Genomic DNA, 22,908 nt, shown 5'->3' with positions numbered 1-22,908 from the left:
CGTAAAACTACCTTGTCAGGGGTATTCAAGCTTGCAACCTGCTTCATTATTCAGCGCGGGTCACACAGCGCTCCTTCATCGCCCAGAACGCCCGCGTCCATCGTTGCGCACCGCAGTCACGTAGGCAGCAGCCGGATTCTTCCTCTTTTCCTGTTCTTGAAAATACTTCTTTACATCAAAGTCATCGCCCTGGTCTACCGTCCAGTAGTCATGCTCAAATCGGGCTTTGTGGCGCAAATAATGTAGATGCGAATTGTAGCGCCCTTCCCGCAGAATGATTGAGATTTCAGTGCGCCCATTGCGGTACGCATGCTGTACGGCATCCACATAATAAGTAGACCAGTAGCGCCGGAGCACAAAGGGCAGTTCCACTGCCTCTCCGACCCGTGGCGTAACCGCCAGGCGGCACCGAAACCAGACGCTTTGTTCCGGGTGGTGCAACTCAAACACATGCTCCACCGATGAAAAGTCCAGGAAGCCGGTGTCTTCGGCTTGGGCCAGTTCCCAAAAATCGGCCGACCAGATTTCCAGCCACCGCCGGTACACCGCCGAGTTGATGCCCAGTTGCTGCTGGAGAGCCTTGCCCGTGGGCTGCTTCTCCGCCGCCGGCCAGGCTAGCATCAGCCGCAGCAGCGGCTCGTACACTTTGCCCATGGCCACCAGCTTTTCAACGGCTGGCCGTTCCTGCATCAGGCTATACAGCAGCCGGGTAGACGGTATCGATTCGGCGCGGGGTGAATAGGTTTTCATAGCCTACCTAAATTACTGTCTCCGCCCGATATGCAAACCGACCCACCCTACCGGTTCCGTTGCTGCCGCCCCTTCAGTTGCTCCCAACACGAAACCGCGGCCTCAAAGGCCTCCTACAACAGCCGAATAAAAGAATGCCCACCTCAGCAAGCTCCATGCTTACTAAGGTGGGCATTCTTTGTGCCTACTGGCTTACTCCACCACCAGCTTGCGGTAAACCACTCCACCCTCGTGCCTCACCCGCACCGTGTACAGTCCCGGAACCAGCGCTGGCACCGCCAGCGTATGCGGCCCCGCCACCTGCCGCTCGTCAGCTGCTAAGCTCACCACCTTACGACCAACCGCGTCATACACTTCCGCCCGCACCGCACTGGCCACCGGTAAGTAGTACGACAGGGTCGCCGTGCCCGCCGTGGGGTTCGGGAACACCGCCAACGCCAGCTCCTCAGCACCGGGCGTCGTGGCCGTTATAATGCGCCGCGTGTACCAGATAGGCGAGGTAACAATGCTGTCCCCGTCCGCTTGCGAAATCACTGCATAGTAATAGGCCGTCGTGTTCACGCTCTGTGGGTCCACGTAGCTCAGTGCCGTCGCCCCGGCCGTTGCCGTGGCCACCACCACCGGCTTGGTGCCGTTGCCGGGTACCCCACGCAACACCTGCACCGAACTCACCGGCTCGTTGTCGGCATCGCTCACGTTTATTGTCATTGAGGCCGCGGCTTGGTCGGCAAACACGCTGCCCATCGGCTGGCTGTTGAGCGTAAAGGTCACCTCCGCGTTCCAGTCATCCGACGCATAAAAGTGCCGCTGCCGCAGCGCATCCAGCAGGTCGGCCTTGGTCAGGGCCGGGGCCAGCACCACCAGCCGGGCCGGCGTCGTGCGCAGAAAAGTCGTGTTGTGGTTGTCGTGGTCCAGTGTCACGCCCACGTGGTAGCCCTTGGCCAGCAGCGTCTGGAAGTACGGCGTGTAGCTGCCCCGCGACGGATTCGTGTAGCTGGTATTGGTCGACGTGGCTGGCCCCGAGCGCAGCACCGTGCCCACAATGGCCGAGTCGGCCCGGGGGCTGAACGCCGTCCCGGCCAGGTTGCTGTAGTCCGTCCGATTGGGGTGGGCCAGCGTGGCAAACGCGCCCGGCCGCCGGTTGATTTCCCGGAACAGGCTCTGGTAGTCGTTCTTGGCCACGAACACGTCGTAGTTGCCCGCCTCCCAGCCCAGCAGCTGGTTCACGCCGTACACCACCACGTGGCCCCCGCCCGAAATCACGCCCCACTCCATGCCATACAGCGCCACGAAGCCGGACGTCGTCGCCTGGTCGGCCTGCTGCAGGCCGCGCGCGTAGTTCGGCAGGCTCATGCCCGCCTGGCTGTGGTTGTGCTCCGAGATGCCCAGAAAGTCCGTATGCAGCGAGGCCGCCGCGTACTGAAAGTCCTGCAGGGGCGTCGTCAAGGTCCCGTCCTGGTTGCCATCCGAGTAGCTGCTGTGCGCGTGAATGTTCCCGCGGAAGGGCAGCAGCGTCCCCACCGGCGGCACCGGCACGGTGTAAGTCACATTGGCAAAGAAGGAAGTCGTGTACGCCGCCGAGCAGCCCGTGCCGTTGTAGGTGTACACCTCGATGCGGTACGACTGGCCGGGCACCAGATTGGTCACCGTCACGCTGGTCGCCCCGGCCCCCGCGTACACCACGAAGCCGCTGCCCAGCGCACTCCCGCCGCCATAGGCCGCATTGCCCGTGTACCCGACGCCCGAGCTCGGCAGCGTCAGCGTCGAGGAATTCGGCCGCACCACCACTAGGTGGTTGGTCCCGTTGCCCGGCGTCCAGCTCACGGTCGCCCCGTTACGCCCCGCCGCCACGGCCGTGGCATTGGTGGCATCCTGCGTCGGGAAGCTGGCCAGCACGCACGGCGCCGTGGTAAACGTGCCGCTCGCCGGCGTCGCCTGCAGGTAGTTGGTCGTGCAGCCCGTGCCCAGCAGCTCGTACACCTGGTAGGCGTAAGCCGTGCCAGGCTGCAGGTTGGTCACGTTCACCGTCGTGCCCGTCCCGGCATACACCACAAACCCACCCGTCCCCAGCGCCGAGCCGCTGCCAAACGCGGCGTTGCCGTTGTACACGCTGCCATCCGTCGGCGCAGTAGCCGCCGTGCTGGCCCGCCGCACCACCACAATGCGCCCCGTGCCGTTGCCGGCCGTCCAGCTCAGCGTGGCCCCCGTCGTGGTCAGGCCCGTCGCCACCGGCGCGCTGGCCCCCTGCGTGGGCTCCGGCCCCAGCGTACAGGGCGCCGTCACGTAGATGTTATCAAAAACGGCATTCTCCGCCGCCGTGGTGGCGTGGTTCCAGAAGCAGCCCACCCAGGGCAGGGGAGTCGCCGCAAACGCCGAGTCCTTCCGCACCCCGATGCGCACGAACGTGGCCGTCGTCGGGTCGTCAAACGTGGCCGTGTTGGCACTCACCTCCAGCGTCCAGTTGTCCTCGTCCGGCGCGTACAGCACCCGCACCGTGTGCGCCGGCCCAGTCAACGCCCCGGTCGCCACCGGCACGCTCACCGCCGCCAGCGTGCGCAGGTTGCCCGGCCCGATGAGCCCGCCCGTGTAGCGCACCAGCTTGAGGCTGTCGGGCGCGCCCGAATTGCCATACACCACCGCGTACCCGTTGCCCGTCGTCAGGTCCGACGAACTGCCGGCCAGCACAAACGCCGCCCCGTAGTTATTGGGCCCGAACCCCGACGGATTGGGCCGCGACTGCTGCATGTTGAAGAGCCAGGTAAGCTGGTCGGCATTCTGCCGCAGCACCGGGCTGTAGCGGCCTGACACGTCCCGTGCCACGAAATCCTTGCCTAACACCCCGCTGCTCAGCTTTAGCTGGTTGCTCACGATGGCCGCGCCGGTCCCGGCCGTGGTTTCTGTCTCGACCCAGCCCGCGCCCACGGTCGGACTGTCCGCCCGGTTGAAGTCATCGAGCAGGGTAGGAACCTGCGCCTGAGCCAGCACGGCTGCCGGAGCCAGCAGCGAGAACCCGCTGATGAGCCAGCGGCGAAGAGTAACAGATAGTAACATAGAGAAACATAAGGTTAGTCGCTCTACTTTACGCGTTTGACGGATTTTTAGGCGATACGCAGACAGTGCGCGTTCTAAAAACACAATATTCCTTCTCGCGGAGAGGAAAGAATAAAAGACCGCTATGCATCCTATTGTGTACCCTGATAAACAAAAAAGGCCCTCTGCGTGATGCAGGGGGCCTTTTAAATAGGCCGTAGGAGAATATGCTTCGTTCGACGCTATTCTAGAGGAACGCATTTAACTAGATTACCCCCTATGATTGTCCCCCAGAAATAAATAAAAGGCCCTTTAGAATATCGTAAAGGGCCTTTTTCGTACCGGAGATGGGACTATTCATCTTCACCCCATGCTTGTCTCGAAACCTCTATTTGCCGAGCCACAGTGTTCTGATTGTACCGCAGTGTTGTTTTAGGGTTGGTGTGCGCGGCAGCCATCATTATCAGCTCCAAAGGAATTTTCCTAGCAAAGGAATGAGTAATGAACGTGCGACGAGCCGTGTGACACGTAACCAGTTCGTATTTAGGATGCACCGTTTTCAGAGTACGGCTCGTTTGGCCGTATGATGCTATTTTCTCAGTAGGTTCGTTGATACCAGCACGGCAGCAAACCTCTTTTATGTATTCGTTGAGGGTTGAGTTTGCAATGTTGTGGATTTCTCCGCTCCAGCACATAGCTAGCAAAGCCCGCGCTGCTTTAGGCACATACACCTTTGCCGAAACGTCAGTGGTCTTGCGCGGTATAAGCTGTATTGTATCTCCTTTGTCATGCTCAGGCTTCAAATCCATCGCATCAGAATAGCGCAGTCCTGTATAAGCCATCAACAGCCAGAGGCGTCGCGCATTTTCCAAGTAAGGAGGAAGACCTTCTATAGCCTCTAGTAGGGCTAGCTCCACAGCAGAAAGCGCCATAGGCTCGCTTTCTGTGAAATCCCAGCCCCACCCTCGTTTGGTATCAATTCGCTCCACCGAACCGTGGTCGGCTGCATCGTGCAGAAAGGCTTTAAGGTTTTTGAGCTGTTTGTTTATGCTGCTGTCAGCCATCGGCTTATCGCCTCCGGCACCATCAGCTAACCACGCGCAAAACTGGTTTTTCCACGCCCGCGTAAAGTCTCTGTATTCCAGCGATTTGCGTGTTACAGCCACGAAGTTCACCAAGTGATTGTAAGTTGTGCGGTGCGACTTGACAGTATTAACAGCATTTTTCGTAGCCATACGGTCCAAATAGGCATCAAAATCAATCAGCGGCTGCGGTTGAGTAACCTCAATTGTTGGGACCTGGGGTTCTACAACAGCCCGTAATTGCTCAGTTGTAGGCAGAGTGCCTGCGGCCCTACACTCAGCCCAGTAATCTAAGAGGCGCTTGCTCATGCGCTCATTACTGGTATTGATAGTCTTGTTCCGCTCGGTGTCAGTACCGCGCTTGGGTGTCTTGGCGCGCTGTATGTCACCTCCCTCCCACTGGTCAGGGTGAATTTTATCGCCTGTGTATATACGCACACGAGCCTGCCCATTTTGGGGATTGAACCAAATGAAGATGGCCGTGGGCTTGTCACCGTTCGGCTCTTTGAGATGAAATGATACCGTTGCCATAGAAATAGCTCTGATTGCTGTCGCTAAGGTACAACAAATAGCTTTCCAGGGTACAGCATAGGGTACAAAATCACATCATTAGACCGAAAAACATTCATTAAAGCAGCAGAGCAAATTTGCAAAATATGCTTCTAGATACCCCATTAAGGCTTTTGCATCGTACAGCATTGGATATGCTTGGATATAGGCTCGATTCCCCTACGGACTACACAAAAGGCCCTCACAGCAATGTGAGGGCCTTTTTTATTACCCTGTTTTATTCTCGTATCCCGCATTTGCCCTCATGCCGGGAGCTGCACCCAGCGTGGGGCAAGGCAGCTATATAGCATCTGTTGTCTTCCATCGCTCGGGCCCGTCCGGTGTTGCGCTGAACACTGCAGGGTGAATTGCGACGCGGCAACTCTTCGCAAACGAGTGGAGCCGTTGCGGCATATGCAAACCCATGGCCCAACACCGTCAATAACGACGTATTCTACACCCAGCGCTTCGATGCCGGCGTGCAAGGCGGGCTGGGCTACGGGTACGGCCGGGCCAGGCCCTGCATCGATTATAGCCTGGGGCTGCGCAACTTAGGCAAGAAACACACGTTGAGCGGCAACGCCGGCAGTGCCACTATTTCCGCGTCAGTTTACCACAGCAGTGCATTTCAGGACTCAATGGCTTACTGGCTATTTGCGAAACCATAACAACGCCTAACTAGCGCTTCAACTGCACGCTGGCGGCCTCGCCCAAATGCAACGGCGCGCGCGAGGCGAGCTGGATTTCGAGCGTGATGCCGCCGGTGGTGTCTTTGGCGGGGGCGACCACGCCGGTTACTACGCGGGTGGGGCGGCTGGTGGCCCACACGCGCACCGAGTCGCCGGGTTGCACACGGGCGGGGCTGCCGGCGGGCACGGCAACGGGCAGCAGCAGGCAGCCCCGTTTCGTGATGGAGGTGACCACGGTGCTGGGCTTCACGTACTCGCCCAGCGCAATCTGACGCTCGCCCAGAAAGCCATCGTGCGGGGCAATCACGAAGTTGTAGTCGGCCAGCTTGGCGATGATGGTGCCGCGCCGCACGTACTTGCCCGCATCGAAATAGATGCTGCGAATGCGGCCCGGCTTTTTGGCAAGTACCGGTTCGGTGCCGCCGGCTCCTATCCGGCCGCTCAGCACTACCGTGGTCGAGTCGGGAATTAGGGCGGCAGGCGGGGGGCCGGCGGCCAGCGCGGCCACTTCATCGGTAGATTTCCACCACCAGCGGCGCCCTATCACGGCCACTCCAATCAGCAATAAGACAATGGCAACGAGGAGTGGTTTTTTCATACAGAAAGCATCGCGAAAACAGCTGGCTAAAACGCCCGACCAACCAGTGAGGCCGGCAGATTCCTATACGGCAAAGCCGAACACAACAGCTAACCGGTTTTCCTGCGGCTTTCTGCTCTGGCGAAGTGCAACTCTGATGGAGCAATCAGGCCAATCCACCGGCCCCCTACTCCACCCGACGCACGCGCAGGTAGTCCAGCATGGCTTGGTTCACGGGGCCGTTCATGTTCTGGTTGGCGGGCTCGTAGGTCAGGGTGAGGGCATGGGTACCTTTTTCGAGGCGCACGCGGATGGGGTTCGAGAAGCCCCAGTTGCTCCACTCCTGCACGCCGCGCTGGGGCAGCACTACGGCGCCCAGCAATTCGCCCCTGCGCCGCAGCGTGCGGATGGCGCACTGGTTGTTGGTGTTGATGGGGCCGTTGCCGTTGGCGTATCGGAAATCGAGGGCATACACGCCGCTTTCCGGCACCGTGACGGGGATGCTGAGGGTGGTATTTTTGGTAGTCGAGATTTCCACGAAGCCCTTGCCGGAGTAGCCTTTGTAGGGCTGGGTGGCTTTCGGAGCTAGCGTTTCGAGCTGAACTTCTGCGCCCGTGGCCCCGCCCACGGGGATGGGTTCACTGGCGAAAGACTCGCGCCCGGCATCATCTATGGCCACTACCTGGAATTCGCCGGGCCCGGTAGCAAGGTCTACTTGCCAGGTCGTTTCGGTCGTAGTGGCCAGCGCTTGGCCGTTTTTCAAGATGCGGTGGTTGACAGCATTCGCAACTGCGGGCCAGCGCAGGTAGTAACCGGCAAGCTGTACGGCCGGCGTTTCGGGCGAAACGGCATCGGCCACGCGGTTCACGGGTTGGGCGGCCGGGGCTTCGCTGCTGAGCACAATCTTCACCGCGTGCCGCCCGCTGAGGCTGGCCGGCACAGCAGCATCGGCCAGCGGCTGGCCATCGAGGGTGATGCTCTTGATGACATTGCCGAAGCCAGTCATCTCCACATCGAGCACCGCCTTCCGGTACTTGAAACCAGTGAGCCGCCGCGCCCCCTGAAACGCCTGCGGCACGAAGGGGCGGAACACCAGGCGCTCATCCTCATACCGAAGCCCAAATAGCACCTTATAAACCAGACTCAGGCTGCCAGACAGACTCCAGAGCATGTTGCTGGAGTTGATTTGGGTGCCGGCGTAGTCGCCGGTGCGGGCCACAAAGTTCTCCTTGTTGGTGAGAAACAGCGCCGCAGGCCGGTAGATGGCGGCCATGCTCTCCGTCAGCGACGCCTCGTTGCCGACCTGCGCGGCGGCCAGCCCCCAAAAGCTCTGCACGAAGGGCCACACGGCATCGTTATGATACGGCGGGATGCCCGGAATCTGCGGGTAAATGCACGGGGCGCCGAAGGGCACGGTGGGCGCTTTGCTCACCACCTGCTGCGCCCGCTCGCCCTCGGCCACGCCGAACAGCACGCACAGCGCCTCCCCCAGCGCCTCGGCCTTGGGCGAAAGCGTGAGGGCGGTGCGGCCGTACAGAAACTGGCCGTAGTAGCCCTTGTCGGCCTGCCACAGATGCTCGTTGATGGCAGCTTTGATGCCGGCGGCCTGGCGCTGGTGCTGCGCGGCGGTGCCGGGGTCGCCGAGGCGGGCGGCCATGCGCGCCAGCACCACGTTGGCCTGGTAGTGCACGGCGTTGGTGCCCAAGTTTTCGCTCTGGTAGATGTCCACGGGCTGCATCCAGCGCGGGTAGGTCTGCTCGCGCCAGTCCAGAAACGACGACTCGCCACGCACCAAGCCGGTGGCGGGGTCGTAGGCGTTCTGCACGTCGTCGGCCAGGCTTTGCCGGATGATGGGGTACCCCCGGCGCAGCCAGGCCTCGTCGCCGGTGGCCTGGTACACCTCCCAGGCCGCCGTGGCCCAGATAACACGGTCGGTCGAGCACGGGTAGGCCCCGCCCGTGCCGGTATCCTGAATGATGCGCCCGTTGGGGCTCACCTTGCGCAGGAGGCTGTTCATGGCCACTTTCGGCTGCAAAGAAGCCTGTGCGAGAATGATGCTGTAGCTCACGTCGCGGGTCCAGACGCCGGCCCACTCCTTGCCGGTGCGGAAGGTGCTATCGGGCTCCACGGCCCGACGGGCTTCCTCCAGGGCCAGGTTGTAGAGGGCATCGGCCAGCGGGTAATCGGAAGCGTATTGCGGAAAGTCGTCGGTGTTGATGCTTTTTTTCCAGCTTGCGGCGGTGGTTTTGGCGGCGGTGGGCTGGTTCAAGGTCAACGTGGCTTCGTAGATACCGTCGCCGTCCGGGTCCTGCATTTGCAGCGCCGGCATGTTGGTCAGGTTGTCGAAATCCCAGCTCAGCGGCGCGGTGCTCCCGGCCACGCTCACGTGCTTGAAATCCTGCTGATAAATCTTTTCGCCTTTGAACGTGGTGTAGAAGCCCTGTTTCTTAAACGCTGCCAGCACCGGCCGCAAATCCAGCCGGATGCGCACCGGGGTATTGGGGGCCAGGTAGGCATCGGCGGGGGCCGGCGTAGCGTCCGCGTAGCGCTGTCCAAACACGATAGGCGGCGTCTCAATGGGCCCGCCGCCCGGCCGGGGCACGGCCACCAGCAGGTGGTTGAGGCCGGGAGCCATTTCATTATCCTTGCCGTTGATACTGAACTTGAACTCGATGCGCGGGTTCTGCCGGTCATTGGCGGGGCTCACGTAGTTCGACACCAACTCGGTGGCCGAGAGGGCGCGGGCCTCGTGCGGCCCTTGCACCACCCGGTCGCGGTAGAGGCTGTAGGCGTCGGATTGCCAGATGGGAGTTTGCACAGCGGGAGTGGTTGCGGCGGTAGTAACGGCCGGCCTGGTAGTCTGGCAGGCTGGAAGCAGCCCAAGGATGAGCAGGTAGCCGTTGGCGAATTGAGTGGGTTTCATTGGGACGAAGGAATAGCAGCAGAATTACAAATTACGCCCTTCCCTACCCCAGCGACTTCGTGAACCCTACCTTAATCTTCAACTGAAAATCGGCGATGACCTTGAAAATCTCCTTCAGCGTTACCTGCTCCACCTTGGTCAGCATTTTGGGGTCGAGGTAGTTATCCGGCGTCACGTTGTCGTTGATAATCTGGGCGGCCTGCTTTTTCAGGCGCACGCCCATCAGGTAGTAGTAGGATTGGAGCAGCTCGTGGGCCTCGCGTTCGGTGAACACGCCCAGCACCTTGAGGGCCTCCAGCCGCTCGCCGGTGTTGGTGGCGAAAATGCGGTGCTTGAGGGCATACATCCGCACCAAATCGACGATGGGCGACATGGTTTTCTTGAGGTTGAAAACCTGGTGCGCGCCGTGGGCGAAAGTGCGTATGTTGTTGAAAAACGTGAGCGGCGGCTCGTATTGCAGCGCGTTCACGGCCATGTGGCGGAAGAAGCGCTCCACCGGCTTCTGCAGCTCCACGGCCAGGAAATCGTGCAGCTCGTCCATGATGGCAGGGTCGCCGTAGAGGTAGCGGCAGTCGAAGGAGGCGGCGAACTGCATGCCCGTTTCGGGGTTCGATTGGGTCATCCATTCCACGTAGTTGCGCTTCCAGTGCGAGAGCGAGTGCGTCCACTTCGGGTTTTTGGCCATGAAGCCGCCCTCGCAGTAGCTGAACCCGATTTCGTTGAGCTGGTCGCTCACCATTTCGGCGAATTTCAGGAAGTAAGCGCGCACCAGCTCGCGCTGCTCGTTGGCCTTGTCTTCGTAGATAATGGCGTTGTCCTGGTCCGTGAGCAGGGTTTGCTCCTTGCGGCCCTCGCTGCCCAGCACCATGTACACGAACCTGGCCGGCGGTGGCCCCAGCTCGGCAATGGCCCCCTCAATCAGTTTCAGTGCAATGGCATCCGAGACGGTGGTGATAACCTGGTTCACAATTTCGGGCTTCACGCCGCGGTTCAGGAGCTGGTACACCATTTCGGGCACCTGCTCCCAGCGGCGCTTCAGCTCGGGCACGGCCTGGGCCTGCTTCACTGACTGAATGAATATGAACGGCGATTGCGCCTGGTCGTCGGTCAGTAGCTTGTTGCGGCTCAGGAAGCCCACGTACTCGCCATCGGTTTCGACCAGCAAGTACCGCGTCTTGGTTCTGAACATCAACAGAATAGCCTCATACACAAACGCCCGCGAGCTGATGCTCACCACCGGCGCATCCACAATGGTTTCGACGGGCAGACTGGCATCGGCGCAGGCGGCCACCACCTTGTCGCGCAGCGTGATGTCGGTCACGTAGCCGATGATGTGGCCGTCCACGTCGGCGTTGGTGATGAAGTAGCAGCTGGTGCGGGCGGCGGCCATGCGCCGGGCCACTTCGTGGATGGGCGTGTAGGCGGCGCACACGTCGAGCGGGCGCAGCTCCAGCGTCTCGATGCGGCGCGAAAACAACTGGTCGGAAGCCAGGTAGCTGGAGCCGGCGCTGGTTGCGGGCCGCACAAAATGGGCGTACTCCTCGTTGAGCATGCGCTGTCCGTAGCGCGTGGTGAAGAAGTGGAAGAAGCTCTCGTAGCCTTGGCAGAGCGCCAGAAACTCGCGCCGGTGCAGGAAGTACACGCGGGTATTGCGCTTGGCTACCACTGTGCGCAACGATTTTTTCTTATTGAGCAGCAGCGAAATACCCCCGTAGCACTCGCCGCGCCGGGTGAGCTCCACCACGCGCCGGTTCTGCTGGCTGTCGTAGAAAAACGTTTCGTACTCGCCTTCTACGATGATGTCGAGCCCGCGCAGCTTCGTCTCATCCTGGTAGTAGATGACGCCCTCGCGGGGGTGGCGCACTTCTTCCAGGCCCTCGGCCACTTCGGCCAGCACGTCTTCGGGCAGCCGGTCGAAAGGCTTCACGGTGCGGAGGAAATCGAGTTTTTCGCTCATGGGGCAGGGCAGCTTGGAGAATCAAGAAGAGAAAGTCACATCAGTACAAACACCGCCAGCAGCACCAGCGCCACAGCGGCCAGCAGCAGCCACGGAACCACGCCGATGCGGAGCTTACGCCGCCGCCGCGCCAGCCGGGCCTGCGGCGTGGGCAGCCCGATGGGCACCTGCCGGGCAATAATTTCGTCGGTAATGACGCTTTGCTCCCGCATTTGGAAGAAACAGCGGGCCGTAGCGCGGGCGTCCACAAGGGCGTCGTGCTCGCGCAGCAGAGGTTCCTGAAACAGGCGCTGGTGCAGCTCGCCGAGCCGCAAAAACCCCTGCGTGCGGTGGCGCAGCAGCGGCCCCGTGGCCCGCATGGTGCAGAACTGGGGCAGGTCCGGCAAGGGGTTTTTCAGACCGGCCCGGTGGAAACCCACGCCCAGCATGTGGAAATCGAGCTGCATGAAATGGGCTATTACCCGGGGCTTATAGTGCAGCAGGTCGCGGTGCAGGCGCTGCATCACGGCGTGCCGCGAGCGGCCGTTGGCCTGCAAAAACTCTGGCGTGAGGCCATGAATTTTGCCCGACTCCGGGCTCATGTCGTAGTCGTTGGGGCGGATGTAGTGGTTTTCGGCCTTCACTTCCTGGCCGTCGGGTGTACACACCACCCAGGCCAGCTGCACGATGTGCGGCCAGTTGTCGCGGCTGGTGTATGGCTGCGTCCAGTCGCGCGGAATGCCCGTGGTTTCGGTATCGACGAACAGCAGGTAGTCGTTCACGGGGCCGGGCGCGGCATTTATTAGGGCTGCTGGTGCCAGAGCGACGACTCCCGCTTTATCAGCCGGGGCTGAATCACGATTTTGCGGGGGGCCTGTTCGTGCTCCTGCACCATTTCCAGAAGCAGGCGCATGGCGGCCAGGCCCATTTCCTCGCAGCACTGGTCCACCGAGCTCAGGTTGGGCTCGGTGAGCGAACAGAAGCTTTCGTTGCTAAAACCCGACAGCGCAATGTCTTCGGGGATGCGCAACTTGCGCTCCTTGAGCACCCGCATGGCCCCCACAATGGAAAAGTCGCTGGCCGAGAACACGGCCTCGGGCGGGTTGGGCAGGGCCAGGAGCTGCTCCATGCCGGCGCGGCCGTCGGCCTCCCACATCTCGCTGAACAGCACCAGCTCGTCCTCCACCGGAATGCCGTATTCCTGCAAGGCCTGCCGGTAGCCGCCGAAGCGGTTGATGTAGATGTTGAGGTGCTGCGGCCCGCCGAAGTGGGCAATGCGACGGCAGCCCTGCTCCAGCAGGTGCTTGGTAGACTGGTAGCCGCCCTGAAAATCATCGAGTTCCACGGCGTTCACCTCCGGGCTGTCCAGAATGCGGTCGAAGAACACCAGCGGAATGTCGCGCTTCTTAATCTTGTCGAAGTGCTTGTAGTCGTGCGTGGTACGGGCCACCGACACCATGATGCCGTCGACCTGCGCGTTAATCATCGTGTCCACGTTCTTCTGCTCCTGGCCGTAGTCCTCGTTCGACTGGCACAGCAGCACGTTGAAGCCGGCGCGGTTGGCCACGGCCTCCGCGCCCTTCATCACCTGCGAAAAGAAGTGCCCGTCGATGTGCGGCACGATAACGCCCAGCGTATTGCTACGGCCCTTGCGCAGAGCGGCAGCCAGGGCATTGGGCTGGTAATTGAGCTGTTCGGCCAGTTTCCACACGCGCTTGCGGGTGGCTTCGCTGATGCGCGAATGGCCGCTCAGCGCCCGCGAAACAGTAGAAACGGCAAGGTTCAGCTCCTTGGCAATGTCCGAGATAGAGGCGCGTTTTTGAGCCAAAGCGGAAACGAAAAAAGTGAGTACGGGGCTAAATGTAACCCTGTGCGCCTATAACATCAGTGAAACGCGGAACGTTGGCTGCATTTATTATTTCTGCTGCTGGCCCGGCTACTGCGCAGCTTTGTAGTGCACTTCCGACTGCTCGCGCAGCCGCCCGGCGCTGAATTCGGGCGTGATGTCGCGCTGCGGGTCGCCCAGCATCTCGTAGCCCACCATGAACTTGCGCACCGTGGCCGAGCGCAGCAGCGGCGGGTAAAAATGCATGTGCAGATGCCATTCGGGGTGCTCCTGGCCATCGGTGGGCCGCTGGTGCAGGCCGGCCGAATAAGGGAAAGAGATGCTGAATAGGTTGTCGTAGCGAATGGTGAGGCGGCGCAGAATGTCGGCCAGCGCGTCGCGCTCGTCGCTGGTGAGCTGGGTCACGTCCTGCACCGGGCGGCGGGCAATGACGATGGTTTCGAACGGCCACACGGCCCAGAAGGGCACCAGCACCACGAAATGCTCGTTTTCGATGACAACCCGCTCCTTTTTCTCCAGCTCGATTTTCAGGTAGTCGCTCAGCAGGGTGCGGCCGTGCTCCTGGAAGTAGGCCAGCTGCTGTACCGTTTCCTTGGCGGGCTCGCCGGGCACGGTGCGCTGCGCCCAAATCTGGCCGTGCGGGTGCGGGTTCGAGCAGCCCATCATCGGGCCCTTGTTCTCGAAAATCTGCACGTAGTTGATATCCGGCCGCGCCCCGAGCGTTGTGAATTCTTCCACCCAAAGGTCCACCACCTTGCGAATGGCGAACGTTTCCATCTGCGGCAAAGTCAAATCGTGGCGCGGCGAGAAGCAGATGACGCGGCAAACACCCGACTCAGCCTCGGCCCGCAGCAGGCCGCCTTCGTTGATGCCACCGGTGGGCACGTCGGCAGTAAGGGCGCCGAAGTCGTTGTTGAAAACGAAGGTGTCCGTGTACTTGGGGTTCACCTCGCCGCCCACGCGCACGTTGCCGGGGCAGAGGTAGCAGGTGGGGTCGTAGGCGGGGCGCTGGTCCTGCTCGGTTTCCTCCTGCTGGCCCTGCCAGGGGCGCTTGGAGCGGTGCGGCGACACCAGCACCCACTCGCCCGAAAGGGCATTGAAACGGCGGTGCGGGTGCTCGGTGGAATCGAAAGAAGCGGGCATGGGCTGATTTGAAGCTATATAAAGGCCGTCATGCAGCGTGCAGCGAAGCAAGACAGTCGTTGTTTGGTTGTTGAGAAGTTAAACGGCCACCGCCCCTACTCCACCCACAATCGTGGTCTGGTAGGTTTCCAGCGTCAGCCCAAACTTCTCCTGATAAGCTGCACTCACGCTGGCAATGAAATCTTCCACCTTATCAGGTGCCACTAGGTTGATGGTACAGCCGCCGAAACCGCCGCCCATCATGCGCGCGCCGAACACGCCGGGCGCAGCTTTTGCGGCTTCCACCAGCACGTCGAGTTCGACGCAGCTTACTTCGTAGTCGTCGCGCAGGCCTGTGTGGCTGGCGTACATCTCTTTGCCGAAGGCGGTGAGGTCGCCGGCTTCGAGATGGCGGCAGGCGTCTACTACGCGGGTGTTTTCCTGCACCACGTAGGCGCAACGGCGGAACACCGTGGGGCCGAGCTCGTCGCGGTGGGCTTCGAGCTGGGCCAGTGTGGCATCGCGCAGGGCCGCGATGTGGGGGTAATGCTGCTGGAGCACCGCCACGCCGCGCTCGCACTCCTGGCGGCGGGTGTTGTAGGCCGAGCTGGCCAGGCTGTGCTTCACGCCCGAGTTGCAGAGCACGATGCGGCAGGCCGAGGTATCAAAGGGGAAGTATTCGTAATCAAGCGAGCGGCAGTCGAGGCGCACGACGTGGCCGGGCCGCCCAAACGTGCTGGCAAACTGGTCCATGATGCCGCACTGCACGCCGGCGTAGGTGTGCTCGGCCAGCTGCGCAATGCGGGTCAGCTCCATCTTGTCGAGGTTGGTACCCAGGAAATGGTTGAGCGCGAAGGCCAGGCCGCACTCCACCGCGGCCGACGACGACATGCCCGCGCCCATGGGCACGGTGCCGGCAAACACGCAGTCGAAGCCCGGCACGGCGTGGCCGCGCAGCTGGAACTGGGCCGCCACGCCCAGCAGGTAATTGGCCCAATGCACGTCGCTGGGACTGATTTCGGCGGCGTTGGCCAGCTCAAACTCCTCACCTAAATCAAAGGCTACGAGGCGAATTTTCTCGCCCCCGTTCAGGCCCACGGCGAAGCTCATCTCCTTATCCACGGCGGCGGGCAGCACGAAGCCGGCGTTGTAGTCGGTGTGCTCGCCGATGAGGTTGACGCGGCCCGGCGCGCGCACCAGCAGCGGCGTATAGCCAAAGCGTTGTTGAAAATCAGCCTGAACGGCCTGGATGAGCGGAGTGGGCATAGAAAATCAGAGGAAAATAACCGGGCGAAAAGCAGCCGCAAATGGCGCAACAACACTACGCAACTTCAGGCCAGATGGCCAATCCATCACATTCGGAGCCCGAAAAGTACGGCAGAAGAGTTACATTTGCGCAATCGTTTGTCTTAAATTAACGTTCAAAATACTTTAATAATGCTGGCTGTGACAACAAACTGCGCCGGTACGCGGCAATTCACAACCATAATTTAGATAAACGATAGCCTGATTTTGGCGGCCAGTCCTTTCATCCGTATTCGTATTGCTTTCTCGCTTTCAACTATGTCCTTCCGGTATTCATTTCTGCTGTTCCTCGGTTTCTTTTGTCAGGTGCTCATCGCTTCCCCGGTTTGCGCGCAGAAGGCCGCCAAAGAGAATTCGGGCGACGTTTTTGTGGATAAGAAAGGCGTGCTGCGCTGGCAGAAAACCCAGCAGGAAGTGGCCCTGTTCGGGGTGAACTACACCGCGCCTTTCGCCTACTCCTACCGGGCGCACCAGAAGTTGGGCGTGAACCTGGAGCAGGCCATTCGGCAGGACGTGTACCACCTCGCGCGGCTGGGCGTAGATGCGTTTCGGGTGCACGTCTGGGACGTGGAAATCACCGACACTACTGGCAACCTGCTCGAAAACGAACACCTGCGCCTGTTCGATTTCCTGGTACATGAGCTGAAGCAGCGCGGTATTAAGCTCATTCTCACGCCCATTGCCTACTGGAACAACGGCTACCCCGAGAAAGACAGTGGTACCGGTTTTTCCAGCATCTATTCCAAAACCCAGGCCTACACCAACCCGCGCGCCATCGCGGCGCAGGAGCGCTACCTCACGCAGTTCCTCAACCACCGCAACCCCTACACCAAAAGCCTCAACCGCGAAGACCCCGACATTCTGGCTTTTGAAGTATGCAACGAGCCGAAATATCACCAGCCCGAGGCCCAGGTCACCAGCTTTGCCGACCGCATGGCCGCCGCTATTCGGGCCACGGGCTGCCGCAAGCCGGTGTTCTACAACGTGTCGGAAAACCCCGACGTGTACCAGGCCATCCTCAACGCCAAAGTTGACGGCTTGACCTTCCAGTGGTACCCGCAGGGGCTGGTGAGCAACCACACGCTGCGCGGCAACTTTCTGCCCTACGTGGACCAGTACCCAATTCCGTACCGCCAGGATGCCCGCTTCCTGAACAAGGCAAAGATGGTGTACGAGTTTGAGTCGGCCGATATTATTCAGCCGGTGATGTACCCGTTTATGGCCCGCAGCTTCCGCGAGGCCGGCTTTCAGTGGGCCACGCAATTTGCCTACGACCCGCTGGCCATTGCCTACGCCAACACGGAGTATCAGACCCACTACCTGAACCTGGTCTACACGCCGGCTAAGGCAATAAGCCTGCTTATTGCGGGCAAGGCGTTTCGGAGCGTAGGGCGTGGGCAGTCGTTTGGGCGCTATCCGCAGGACTCGGTGTTCAGCAATTTCCATGTCAGCTACCGACTAGGGCTGAGCGAGATGAACTCGCCCGAGGAGTTTTATTATACCGCTAACACCCGCACCGCACCCCGGCAGTCGGCCCGGCTGCAGCACTTGGCGGGCGTGGGTTCCTCCCCGGCCGTGAGCTACGGCGGCACCGGCGCTTATTTTCTGGATAAGCTGGCCTCCGGCGTGTGGCGGCTGGAAGTAATGCCCGACGCCGTGGCCATCCGCGACCCATTCGAGAAAGCCTCGCTGAGCAAGCCGGTAACGCAGATTTTGTGGAACGACCAGCCGCTACAGGTGTCGCTGAGCGACCTGGGCCGCAGCTTTTCCATCAGAGGCTTGAATGAAGGCAACACCATGCAAAGTCAGGCTGCCGACGGCCGCACCACCGTGCGCCCCGGCGTGTACCTGCTGGCCGCCGCTGGCAAATCCACGGCGGCCTTCACGGCCCAAACTGCCTTTCAGCACATCCAGCTGGGCGAATTCGTGGCGCCGAAACCAACTGCCTTAGGCCCGCAGGTACGCCACGCCGCGCCGGCTCAGGCCACGGCGGGCCAGCCGCTGCGCATCAGCGCCACCATCAGCGGCCTCATGCCCACGGATAGCGTGTTTTTGGTGGCGCAACACTACTACGGCCAAACGCGCACCCTGCCCATGAGCACCCGCAGCTATGCCACGCTGGAAGCCACCGTGCCCGCCGAGCTGCTCTATCCCGGCCAGCTCCGCTACTGGCTGGTGCTGAAGAAGGGCGCGCAAACACTCACCTTTCCCGGTGGTTTCAGCGGGCAGCCACGCGACTGGGACTTTGCCCACCCCGAGCACTACGAAGTGCCCATCGTGGCGGCCGGCGCGCCGCTGCCCCTTTTCCAGGCCAGCCGCGACCAGGAGCGCATCGAGGCCCACGGCCTGGCCCCCATGACCTGGACCGACTACGTGACCCTGCCCGACGGCACCCTAGCCCTGCGCCTCGTGCAAGGCCCAGCCCGCCCCAACCAGCCTGCTGCCACCGGCCCGGCCGCCAGCCTGCGGGCGTTTTTCGGCGACAAGCTGGCGGGCCGCGCTGCTGATTTGGCGAGCTTCACCACCGTAGTGGTGCGGGCGCGCAGCAGCCAGCCCGATGCGAAGGTGAGCCTTACCCTGACCACGAAAGATGCCGTGGCCTACGCCGCCCCGCTGGCGCTGGGCCCGGAAGCTCGGGAAATTCGCCTGCCGCTTAGCGCCTTCCGGCCGGCCGCGCTACTGCTGATGCCCCGGCCCTACCCCGGCTTCCTGCCCCTGCAATACCAGGCTCCCGGCGCGGGCAGCCTGAAAATCACGGAAGCTGAGGTGCTGCACCTGACCTGGGAAGCTACCACTGTGGCCGGCAGCCCGGCAAGCGTGGACATTGAGTCGATTTCGCTGCAATAGCGGGCTTTACTACTCAACGCTGCTTTTCCCATGGCATACAACCCTTTGGCCGAATACTTTCTCTGTTAAATCCCGTAAAATCCCCGCTAGCCAATGCATCCTTTGCCTTTGCCTTCCCCCGCCCACATGATGAGAAGTTTACTACTGCTGTTGATAATGGGGGCCGTCTTCGGCCTGCCGCGCTACGCCGGGGCCCAAACCCCCACGCCCTTTGCCAAAGGGGCCGATGTGAGCTGGGTGACCCAGATGGAGGCTTCCAACTACCGCTTCTACAACGAAGCCGGCGTGCAGCAGGACCTGTTCCAGCTGCTGCACGACCACGACATGAACACCATCCGGCTGCGGGTGTGGGTGAACCCGGCCGGCGGCTGGAACGGCAAAAACGACGTCATCGCCAAGGCCATTCGGGCGCACAACCTGGGCTTCCGGCTCATGATTGACTTCCATTATAGCGACTCCTGGGCCGACCCCGGCCAGCAAACCAAGCCTGCCGCCTGGGTGGGCCACACCCTGGCCCAGCTGCAAACCGACGTGTATAACCACACCTACGACGTTCTCGACTCGCTGAAGGACAACAACATTGTGCCCGAATGGGTGCAGGTGGGCAACGAAACCAACGACGGCATGCTCTGGCCCGAAGGCCGCGCTTCCACCAACATGGCCAATTTCGCCAGCCTGGTCGACCAAGGCTACGCGGCCGTGAAAGCCGTGAACCCGACCAGCAAGGTCATTGTGCACGTTTCCAACGGTTTTAATAATAGCCTGTTCCGCTACCTGTTCGATGGGCTGCGGACCAACGGCGCCCGGTACGACGTCATTGGCATGTCGCTCTACCCCACGGCTGCCAACTGGCCCACGCTCACGGCCCAGTGTCTCAGTAACATGAACGACATGGTGGCCCGCTACCCCGGCAAGGAGGTGATGGTGGTGGAAACCGGCATTGCCGCCAACGTGCCCATCCCCGCCCAGCAAATGCTGCTGGATTTGATGGCCAAAACCCGCTCGGTGGCCAACAACAAGGGCCTTGGGGTGCTCTACTGGGAGCCGCAGGCTTATAATTGGATGAACTACGGCCTGGGCATCTGGAACAGCAACGGCCAGCCCACCGTGGCCATCAATGCTTTCCTCAACAACCCGCCCAGCCCCGGCTTGGTCTACAACCCCGGCTTCGAATACACCGCCGCCACCCAAACGCCGCTGGGCTGGAGCACCGCCTCCACCGCTGATGCCGACGCCGACCTGACGCAGTCCTATGGCTACGCCAGCGCCTACCAGCTGAGCCACCAAAAGGCCACCGCCTACCAGGTGCGCACCTACCAGCTACTCGCCAACGTGCCCAACGGTACCTACACGCTGCGCGCCTGGGCCCAGAGCAGCGGCGGCCAGACCCAGTGCCAGCTCTACGCCAACGGTTTCGGCGGCACCGAGCTGGCCACCACCCTGCCCACGACCAGCACCTGGACGCGGGTGCAGGTCAGCGGCATCGTGGTGAGCAATGGGCAATGCGAAATCGGGCTGCGCTCCAACGCCCACGCCGGCGAAACCGCTAGCCTTGATGACGTAGAATTCGTATCGTCATCCGTAACTTCTTCTGCCACCGCCACTGCCGCCCCTGGCTTCTCGGCCCAGCTATTCCCGAACCCAGCCAGCGGAGCCCGCACCGTAGCCCTAGTGCTCGACCGCGACGAAACCGTGCAGCTCTCGCTCTACGCCCTCACGGGGCAGCTGGTGCGCACCCTGGCCCCGGCCCAGCGCCTCACGCGGGGCACCCATCAGCTGGCGACCGACGCAACTGGCATTGCGCCCGGCACTTACTTCCTGAAAATCACTCATGGCGACCAGGTTGCGATGCGACACTACGTGCAGTTGTAGCCGCCTACATCTCCCACTGTTTTCCATCGTTGCATTCCCAAACCCGTTTTACCGCCTAGCAGCATGCCCCTTTTACACGCGCGATGGTACGGCCCCGCCCCGTACCTCTCGACTATTGCCAACACGCAATTGGTAGCCTTCGCGCTGGGCACGGGCGTGCTGACCAGCCGTAGCGCCATAGCCTCTTTGATTCCCAAGTTCGTTTCAACCCAGCTTCGGCCAGATTCAACCATTGCCTCCACCGGGGTTTCCGTCGTAAAGCTCCAAATCGGCGACTAGCTCACCAGCCCAAAAGTCGGCGTGCAATAGTCTTCTCCTGAATCTCGCTCAAAAGAGCGGCTCCCTATGGAGCCGCTCTTTTTTCGTTTGTGACAAATGGCTTTTTTGTAATATGCAATGATATTTATGCATATCTTAATTAAAAATTCATTTTTAAAGATTTGTTTTCACATATATTTATACATGATTTTAACCTTTTACCTCCCACCTCATGAGACAGTTTTCTATGCTCGCCGCGATTGGTGTCTTCACCATCGCCTCCCTCACGGCCAGGGCCCAGTTCGTAGTAGACGGCAGGGCCACGGCTGCTGAAATTGGTACCGGCATGGGCAAGTACCAATTGGCCGCCACCTATACCGGCAACCACCTCGAAGCCGACCGGGGCCTCTCGGCCCTTTACGTGGGCTACACGGCCACTACGCTGAACATCATGTTGGTAGGCTCGGCCGAGTCGGCTACCACCACGCCATCGGGCGGGTACCGTTCCCTCATGTTGTACCTGAATACGCCCGCCCGGCCGGGCGCACCGGCCGGCACGGCCCTGCCCGGCGGCAGCGACCCACAGTCGCCGCTCAAGCACCACCCCACCATGGACAACCCGACGGACTATGGCTTTCGGGTATCGGTGGGCCCGACTTCAACCACCGCCAACGATGTCTATTTCAGTCGGGTTTCTTACGTGACCGGCACTACCGTCACGCCCGGCACCGATACGTTCATTGCGGCCGGCACCAAGGCCGGCGGGCAGGTGACGTGCACCACTGCGATGGATTTGGGAGGCAGCAAATTCGCTTACAATAACACCGCCACCCTCACCGCCAATACCACCAATTCGGGGTTTGAGCTAGAAATCCCATTAACCGACCTGGGCACTGCGACGGTCCCCATCACGACGGGCACAAACATTGAGCTGGTAGCGGCCTACACCGACGGCGACGGCGTTTTCTTCTCCGATGTGATTCCCCAGATTACCGGTCGCACCACCACCTTGGGCAGCAACCCGGATTTTTCGGCCATCCCGGGCAACCAGTTCCTGACGTTGCAGCTGGGCACGGGCGTGCTGGCCAGCCGCAGCGCGGTCGCCAGTGGATTCAATTTTCAGGTGTACCCCAACCCAGCCTCGGCCACGTCTATCATTGCCTACACCGTGCCAGTTGGCCGGCAGCCCGTTTCGCTGGCCGTCTACAATGCCCTGGGCCAGCGCGTGCGCGCCCTGGCCAGCGCCGAGCAGGCCGGCCCCCAGCAGCTGGCCCTCGGCACCCTACCCGCCGGGGCTTACCTAGTGAAGCTGCAAATCGGCGACCAACTTACCAGCCAAAAGGTGGTAGTACAGTAGCTGAGACAGCGCTGAAAGCCAATAAAAAAGGCGGTTCCAGTGTGGAACCGCCTTTTTTATTGGCTTTTGACTTAATAGGTTACGCCGCCAGCGGCTGAATTTCGAACCCGGCGTCCTGCACGGCTTTCACTACCTGGGCGGCGGTGGCCGTAGGCGAGTTCACGGTGAGGATTTTGTCGGCGTTGGCGGTGTCGACCTGCCAGTTATTGGCCCCCACTTCCTGGTTGAGCGCGGGCGTGACGGCCTTGATGCAGCCGCCGCAGTTGATGGTGGTTTTGAAACGAAGCGTTGACATGGAATTAACCACTGAAGTAAAGGGAATGCGCCCGCTACCAAACATGGGGCGACGCAGTAAAATTACCAGCGCACCTGCCGCAGGCCGTCACAGAATTTCAGCGCAATGCTGCAGAATTCTGGTGCTGACGGCTTTTGGCTACGATTTCTTCACCAGTTCCATCTCGCAGGTGGGGCACTTGCCGGGCTTGCTGCTTTGGCTGCCGGCGCAGCCCATCGGGCATTCGTAGCGGGCCTCGGCCACGGACGTGGCGGCAGGCTTGGCAGCCGGCGCGGCGGTGGCGGCAGCAGGCTTCTGGCCTTCGCAGCTGCTCAGCAGCAGGGTGGCGGTGCACAAGGCAGCCGGCAGGAAGGCGGGAATTTTTGAAAACATAAAGGAAACGGAAAGAAGCGGCAATGGAACACCCGCCGCGCCGGTGGCGGCAGCCGAACGGCAAATTTAACGCCGAAGGTTCCGTTTGGCCTACTTGC

General features: G+C 61.2%; 16 protein-coding genes. 4 read left to right on the top strand and 12 right to left on the bottom strand.

From position 1 onward, the window contains the following. Positions 1-75 precede the first annotated feature (75 nt). From I7X13_RS07595 to galK, 10 genes are all read right to left on the bottom strand, one after another. Positions 76-750, bottom strand: a complete 675-nt coding sequence (locus tag I7X13_RS07595; RefSeq protein WP_198075004.1) for a hypothetical protein — start codon at positions 748-750, stop codon at positions 76-78. Between the two features lie 192 nt (positions 751-942). Next, entirely contained in the window at positions 943-3,801 is a 2,859-nt protein-coding gene (locus I7X13_RS07590) for a CehA/McbA family metallohydrolase (RefSeq protein WP_198075003.1), read from the bottom strand. 332 nt (positions 3,802-4,133) lie between these two features. Beyond that, a complete protein-coding gene (locus I7X13_RS07585; RefSeq protein WP_198075002.1) occupies positions 4,134-5,393 on the bottom strand; it encodes a tyrosine-type recombinase/integrase in 1,260 nt (419 codons plus the stop codon). A 696-nt stretch (positions 5,394-6,089) separates the two neighbouring features. Then, positions 6,090-6,698, bottom strand: coding sequence for an HlyD family efflux transporter periplasmic adaptor subunit (locus I7X13_RS07580; protein ID WP_198075001.1), 609 nt, complete (start codon positions 6,696-6,698; stop codon positions 6,090-6,092). A gap of 166 nt (positions 6,699-6,864) precedes the next feature. Continuing rightward, positions 6,865-9,600 (bottom strand): MGH1-like glycoside hydrolase domain-containing protein, encoded by a 2,736-nt coding sequence (locus I7X13_RS07575; protein ID WP_198075000.1) that lies wholly within the window; start codon positions 9,598-9,600, stop codon positions 6,865-6,867. 43 nt (positions 9,601-9,643) lie between these two features. Next, on the bottom strand, positions 9,644-11,557 hold the full coding sequence (locus I7X13_RS07570; protein WP_198074999.1) for a DUF294 nucleotidyltransferase-like domain-containing protein: 1,914 nt from the start codon (positions 11,555-11,557) through the stop codon (positions 9,644-9,646). Positions 11,558-11,592: 35 nt separating this feature from the next. Next, entirely contained in the window at positions 11,593-12,318 is a 726-nt protein-coding gene (locus tag I7X13_RS07565; protein WP_198066646.1) for a 3'-5' exonuclease, read from the bottom strand. A gap of 20 nt (positions 12,319-12,338) precedes the next feature. Then, on the bottom strand, positions 12,339-13,364 hold the full coding sequence (locus tag I7X13_RS07560) for a LacI family DNA-binding transcriptional regulator (RefSeq protein ID WP_198066647.1): 1,026 nt from the start codon (positions 13,362-13,364) through the stop codon (positions 12,339-12,341). Between the two features lie 108 nt (positions 13,365-13,472). Then, a complete protein-coding gene (locus I7X13_RS07555) occupies positions 13,473-14,525 on the bottom strand; it encodes a UDP-glucose--hexose-1-phosphate uridylyltransferase (RefSeq protein WP_198074998.1) in 1,053 nt (350 codons plus the stop codon). Positions 14,526-14,603: 78 nt separating this feature from the next. Next, positions 14,604-15,770 (bottom strand): galactokinase, encoded by a 1,167-nt coding sequence (galK, locus tag I7X13_RS07550; RefSeq protein WP_198074997.1) that lies wholly within the window; start codon positions 15,768-15,770, stop codon positions 14,604-14,606. Positions 15,771-16,115: 345 nt separating this feature from the next. Between galK and I7X13_RS07545 the strand changes: the two genes are divergently transcribed. From I7X13_RS07545 to I7X13_RS07530, 4 genes are all read left to right on the top strand, one after another. Next, complete coding sequence (locus tag I7X13_RS07545; RefSeq protein WP_213019041.1) at positions 16,116-18,656, top strand: cellulase family glycosylhydrolase; 2,541 nt, start codon at positions 16,116-16,118, stop codon at positions 18,654-18,656. Positions 18,657-18,782: 126 nt separating this feature from the next. Next, positions 18,783-20,528, top strand: a complete 1,746-nt coding sequence (locus I7X13_RS07540; protein ID WP_198074995.1) for a glycosyl hydrolase 53 family protein — start codon at positions 18,783-18,785, stop codon at positions 20,526-20,528. Positions 20,529-20,591: 63 nt separating this feature from the next. Continuing rightward, positions 20,592-20,807: a hypothetical protein gene (locus I7X13_RS07535; protein WP_198066652.1), complete on the top strand. Its 216-nt coding sequence runs from the start codon at positions 20,592-20,594 to the stop codon at positions 20,805-20,807. Between the two features lie 211 nt (positions 20,808-21,018). Then, positions 21,019-22,143: a T9SS type A sorting domain-containing protein gene (locus tag I7X13_RS07530; protein WP_198074994.1), complete on the top strand. Its 1,125-nt coding sequence runs from the start codon at positions 21,019-21,021 to the stop codon at positions 22,141-22,143. A 79-nt stretch (positions 22,144-22,222) separates the two neighbouring features. Here the strand turns inward: I7X13_RS07530 and I7X13_RS07525 are convergent, their stop codons facing one another. Beyond that, positions 22,223-22,438 (bottom strand): heavy-metal-associated domain-containing protein, encoded by a 216-nt coding sequence (locus I7X13_RS07525; protein WP_198066654.1) that lies wholly within the window; start codon positions 22,436-22,438, stop codon positions 22,223-22,225. Positions 22,439-22,576: 138 nt separating this feature from the next. Continuing rightward, positions 22,577-22,810 (bottom strand): heavy metal-binding domain-containing protein, encoded by a 234-nt coding sequence (locus tag I7X13_RS07520; RefSeq protein WP_198066655.1) that lies wholly within the window; start codon positions 22,808-22,810, stop codon positions 22,577-22,579. Positions 22,811-22,908: the final 98 nt, after the last annotated feature.

Origin of the sequence: Hymenobacter negativus, assembly GCF_016056375.1 — a bacterium.
In the GTDB taxonomy this organism is placed as follows: Bacteria; Bacteroidota; Bacteroidia; order Cytophagales; family Hymenobacteraceae; genus Hymenobacter; species Hymenobacter negativus_A.
The sequence above is the reverse complement of the archived record's forward strand: the minus strand, read 5'-3'. Positions and strand labels throughout refer to the sequence as shown.

Bases quoted from the DNA above. Each gene is read 5' to 3' on its own strand.
- I7X13_RS07595 (WP_198075004.1), bottom strand. From the start codon at position 750: ATGAAAACCTATTCACCCCGCGCCGAATCGATACCGTCTACCCGGCTG.
- I7X13_RS07555 (WP_198074998.1), bottom strand. From the start codon at position 14,525: ATGCCCGCTTCTTTCGATTCCACCGAGCACCCGCACCGCCGTTTCAAT.
- I7X13_RS07580 (WP_198075001.1), bottom strand. From the start codon at position 6,698: ATGAAAAAACCACTCCTCGTTGCCATTGTCTTATTGCTGATTGGAGTG.
- I7X13_RS07525 (WP_198066654.1), bottom strand. From the start codon at position 22,438: ATGTCAACGCTTCGTTTCAAAACCACCATCAACTGCGGCGGCTGCATC.
- I7X13_RS07535 (WP_198066652.1), top strand. From the start codon at position 20,592: ATGCCCCTTTTACACGCGCGATGGTACGGCCCCGCCCCGTACCTCTCG.
- I7X13_RS07520 (WP_198066655.1), bottom strand. From the start codon at position 22,810: ATGTTTTCAAAAATTCCCGCCTTCCTGCCGGCTGCCTTGTGCACCGCC.
- I7X13_RS07575 (WP_198075000.1), bottom strand. From the start codon at position 9,600: ATGAAACCCACTCAATTCGCCAACGGCTACCTGCTCATCCTTGGGCTG.
- galK (WP_198074997.1), bottom strand. From the start codon at position 15,770: ATGCCCACTCCGCTCATCCAGGCCGTTCAGGCTGATTTTCAACAACGC.
- I7X13_RS07585 (WP_198075002.1), bottom strand. From the start codon at position 5,393: ATGGCAACGGTATCATTTCATCTCAAAGAGCCGAACGGTGACAAGCCC.
- I7X13_RS07540 (WP_198074995.1), top strand. From the start codon at position 18,783: ATGATGAGAAGTTTACTACTGCTGTTGATAATGGGGGCCGTCTTCGGC.
- I7X13_RS07570 (WP_198074999.1), bottom strand. From the start codon at position 11,557: ATGAGCGAAAAACTCGATTTCCTCCGCACCGTGAAGCCTTTCGACCGG.
- I7X13_RS07530 (WP_198074994.1), top strand. From the start codon at position 21,019: ATGAGACAGTTTTCTATGCTCGCCGCGATTGGTGTCTTCACCATCGCC.
- I7X13_RS07590 (WP_198075003.1), bottom strand. From the start codon at position 3,801: ATGTTACTATCTGTTACTCTTCGCCGCTGGCTCATCAGCGGGTTCTCG.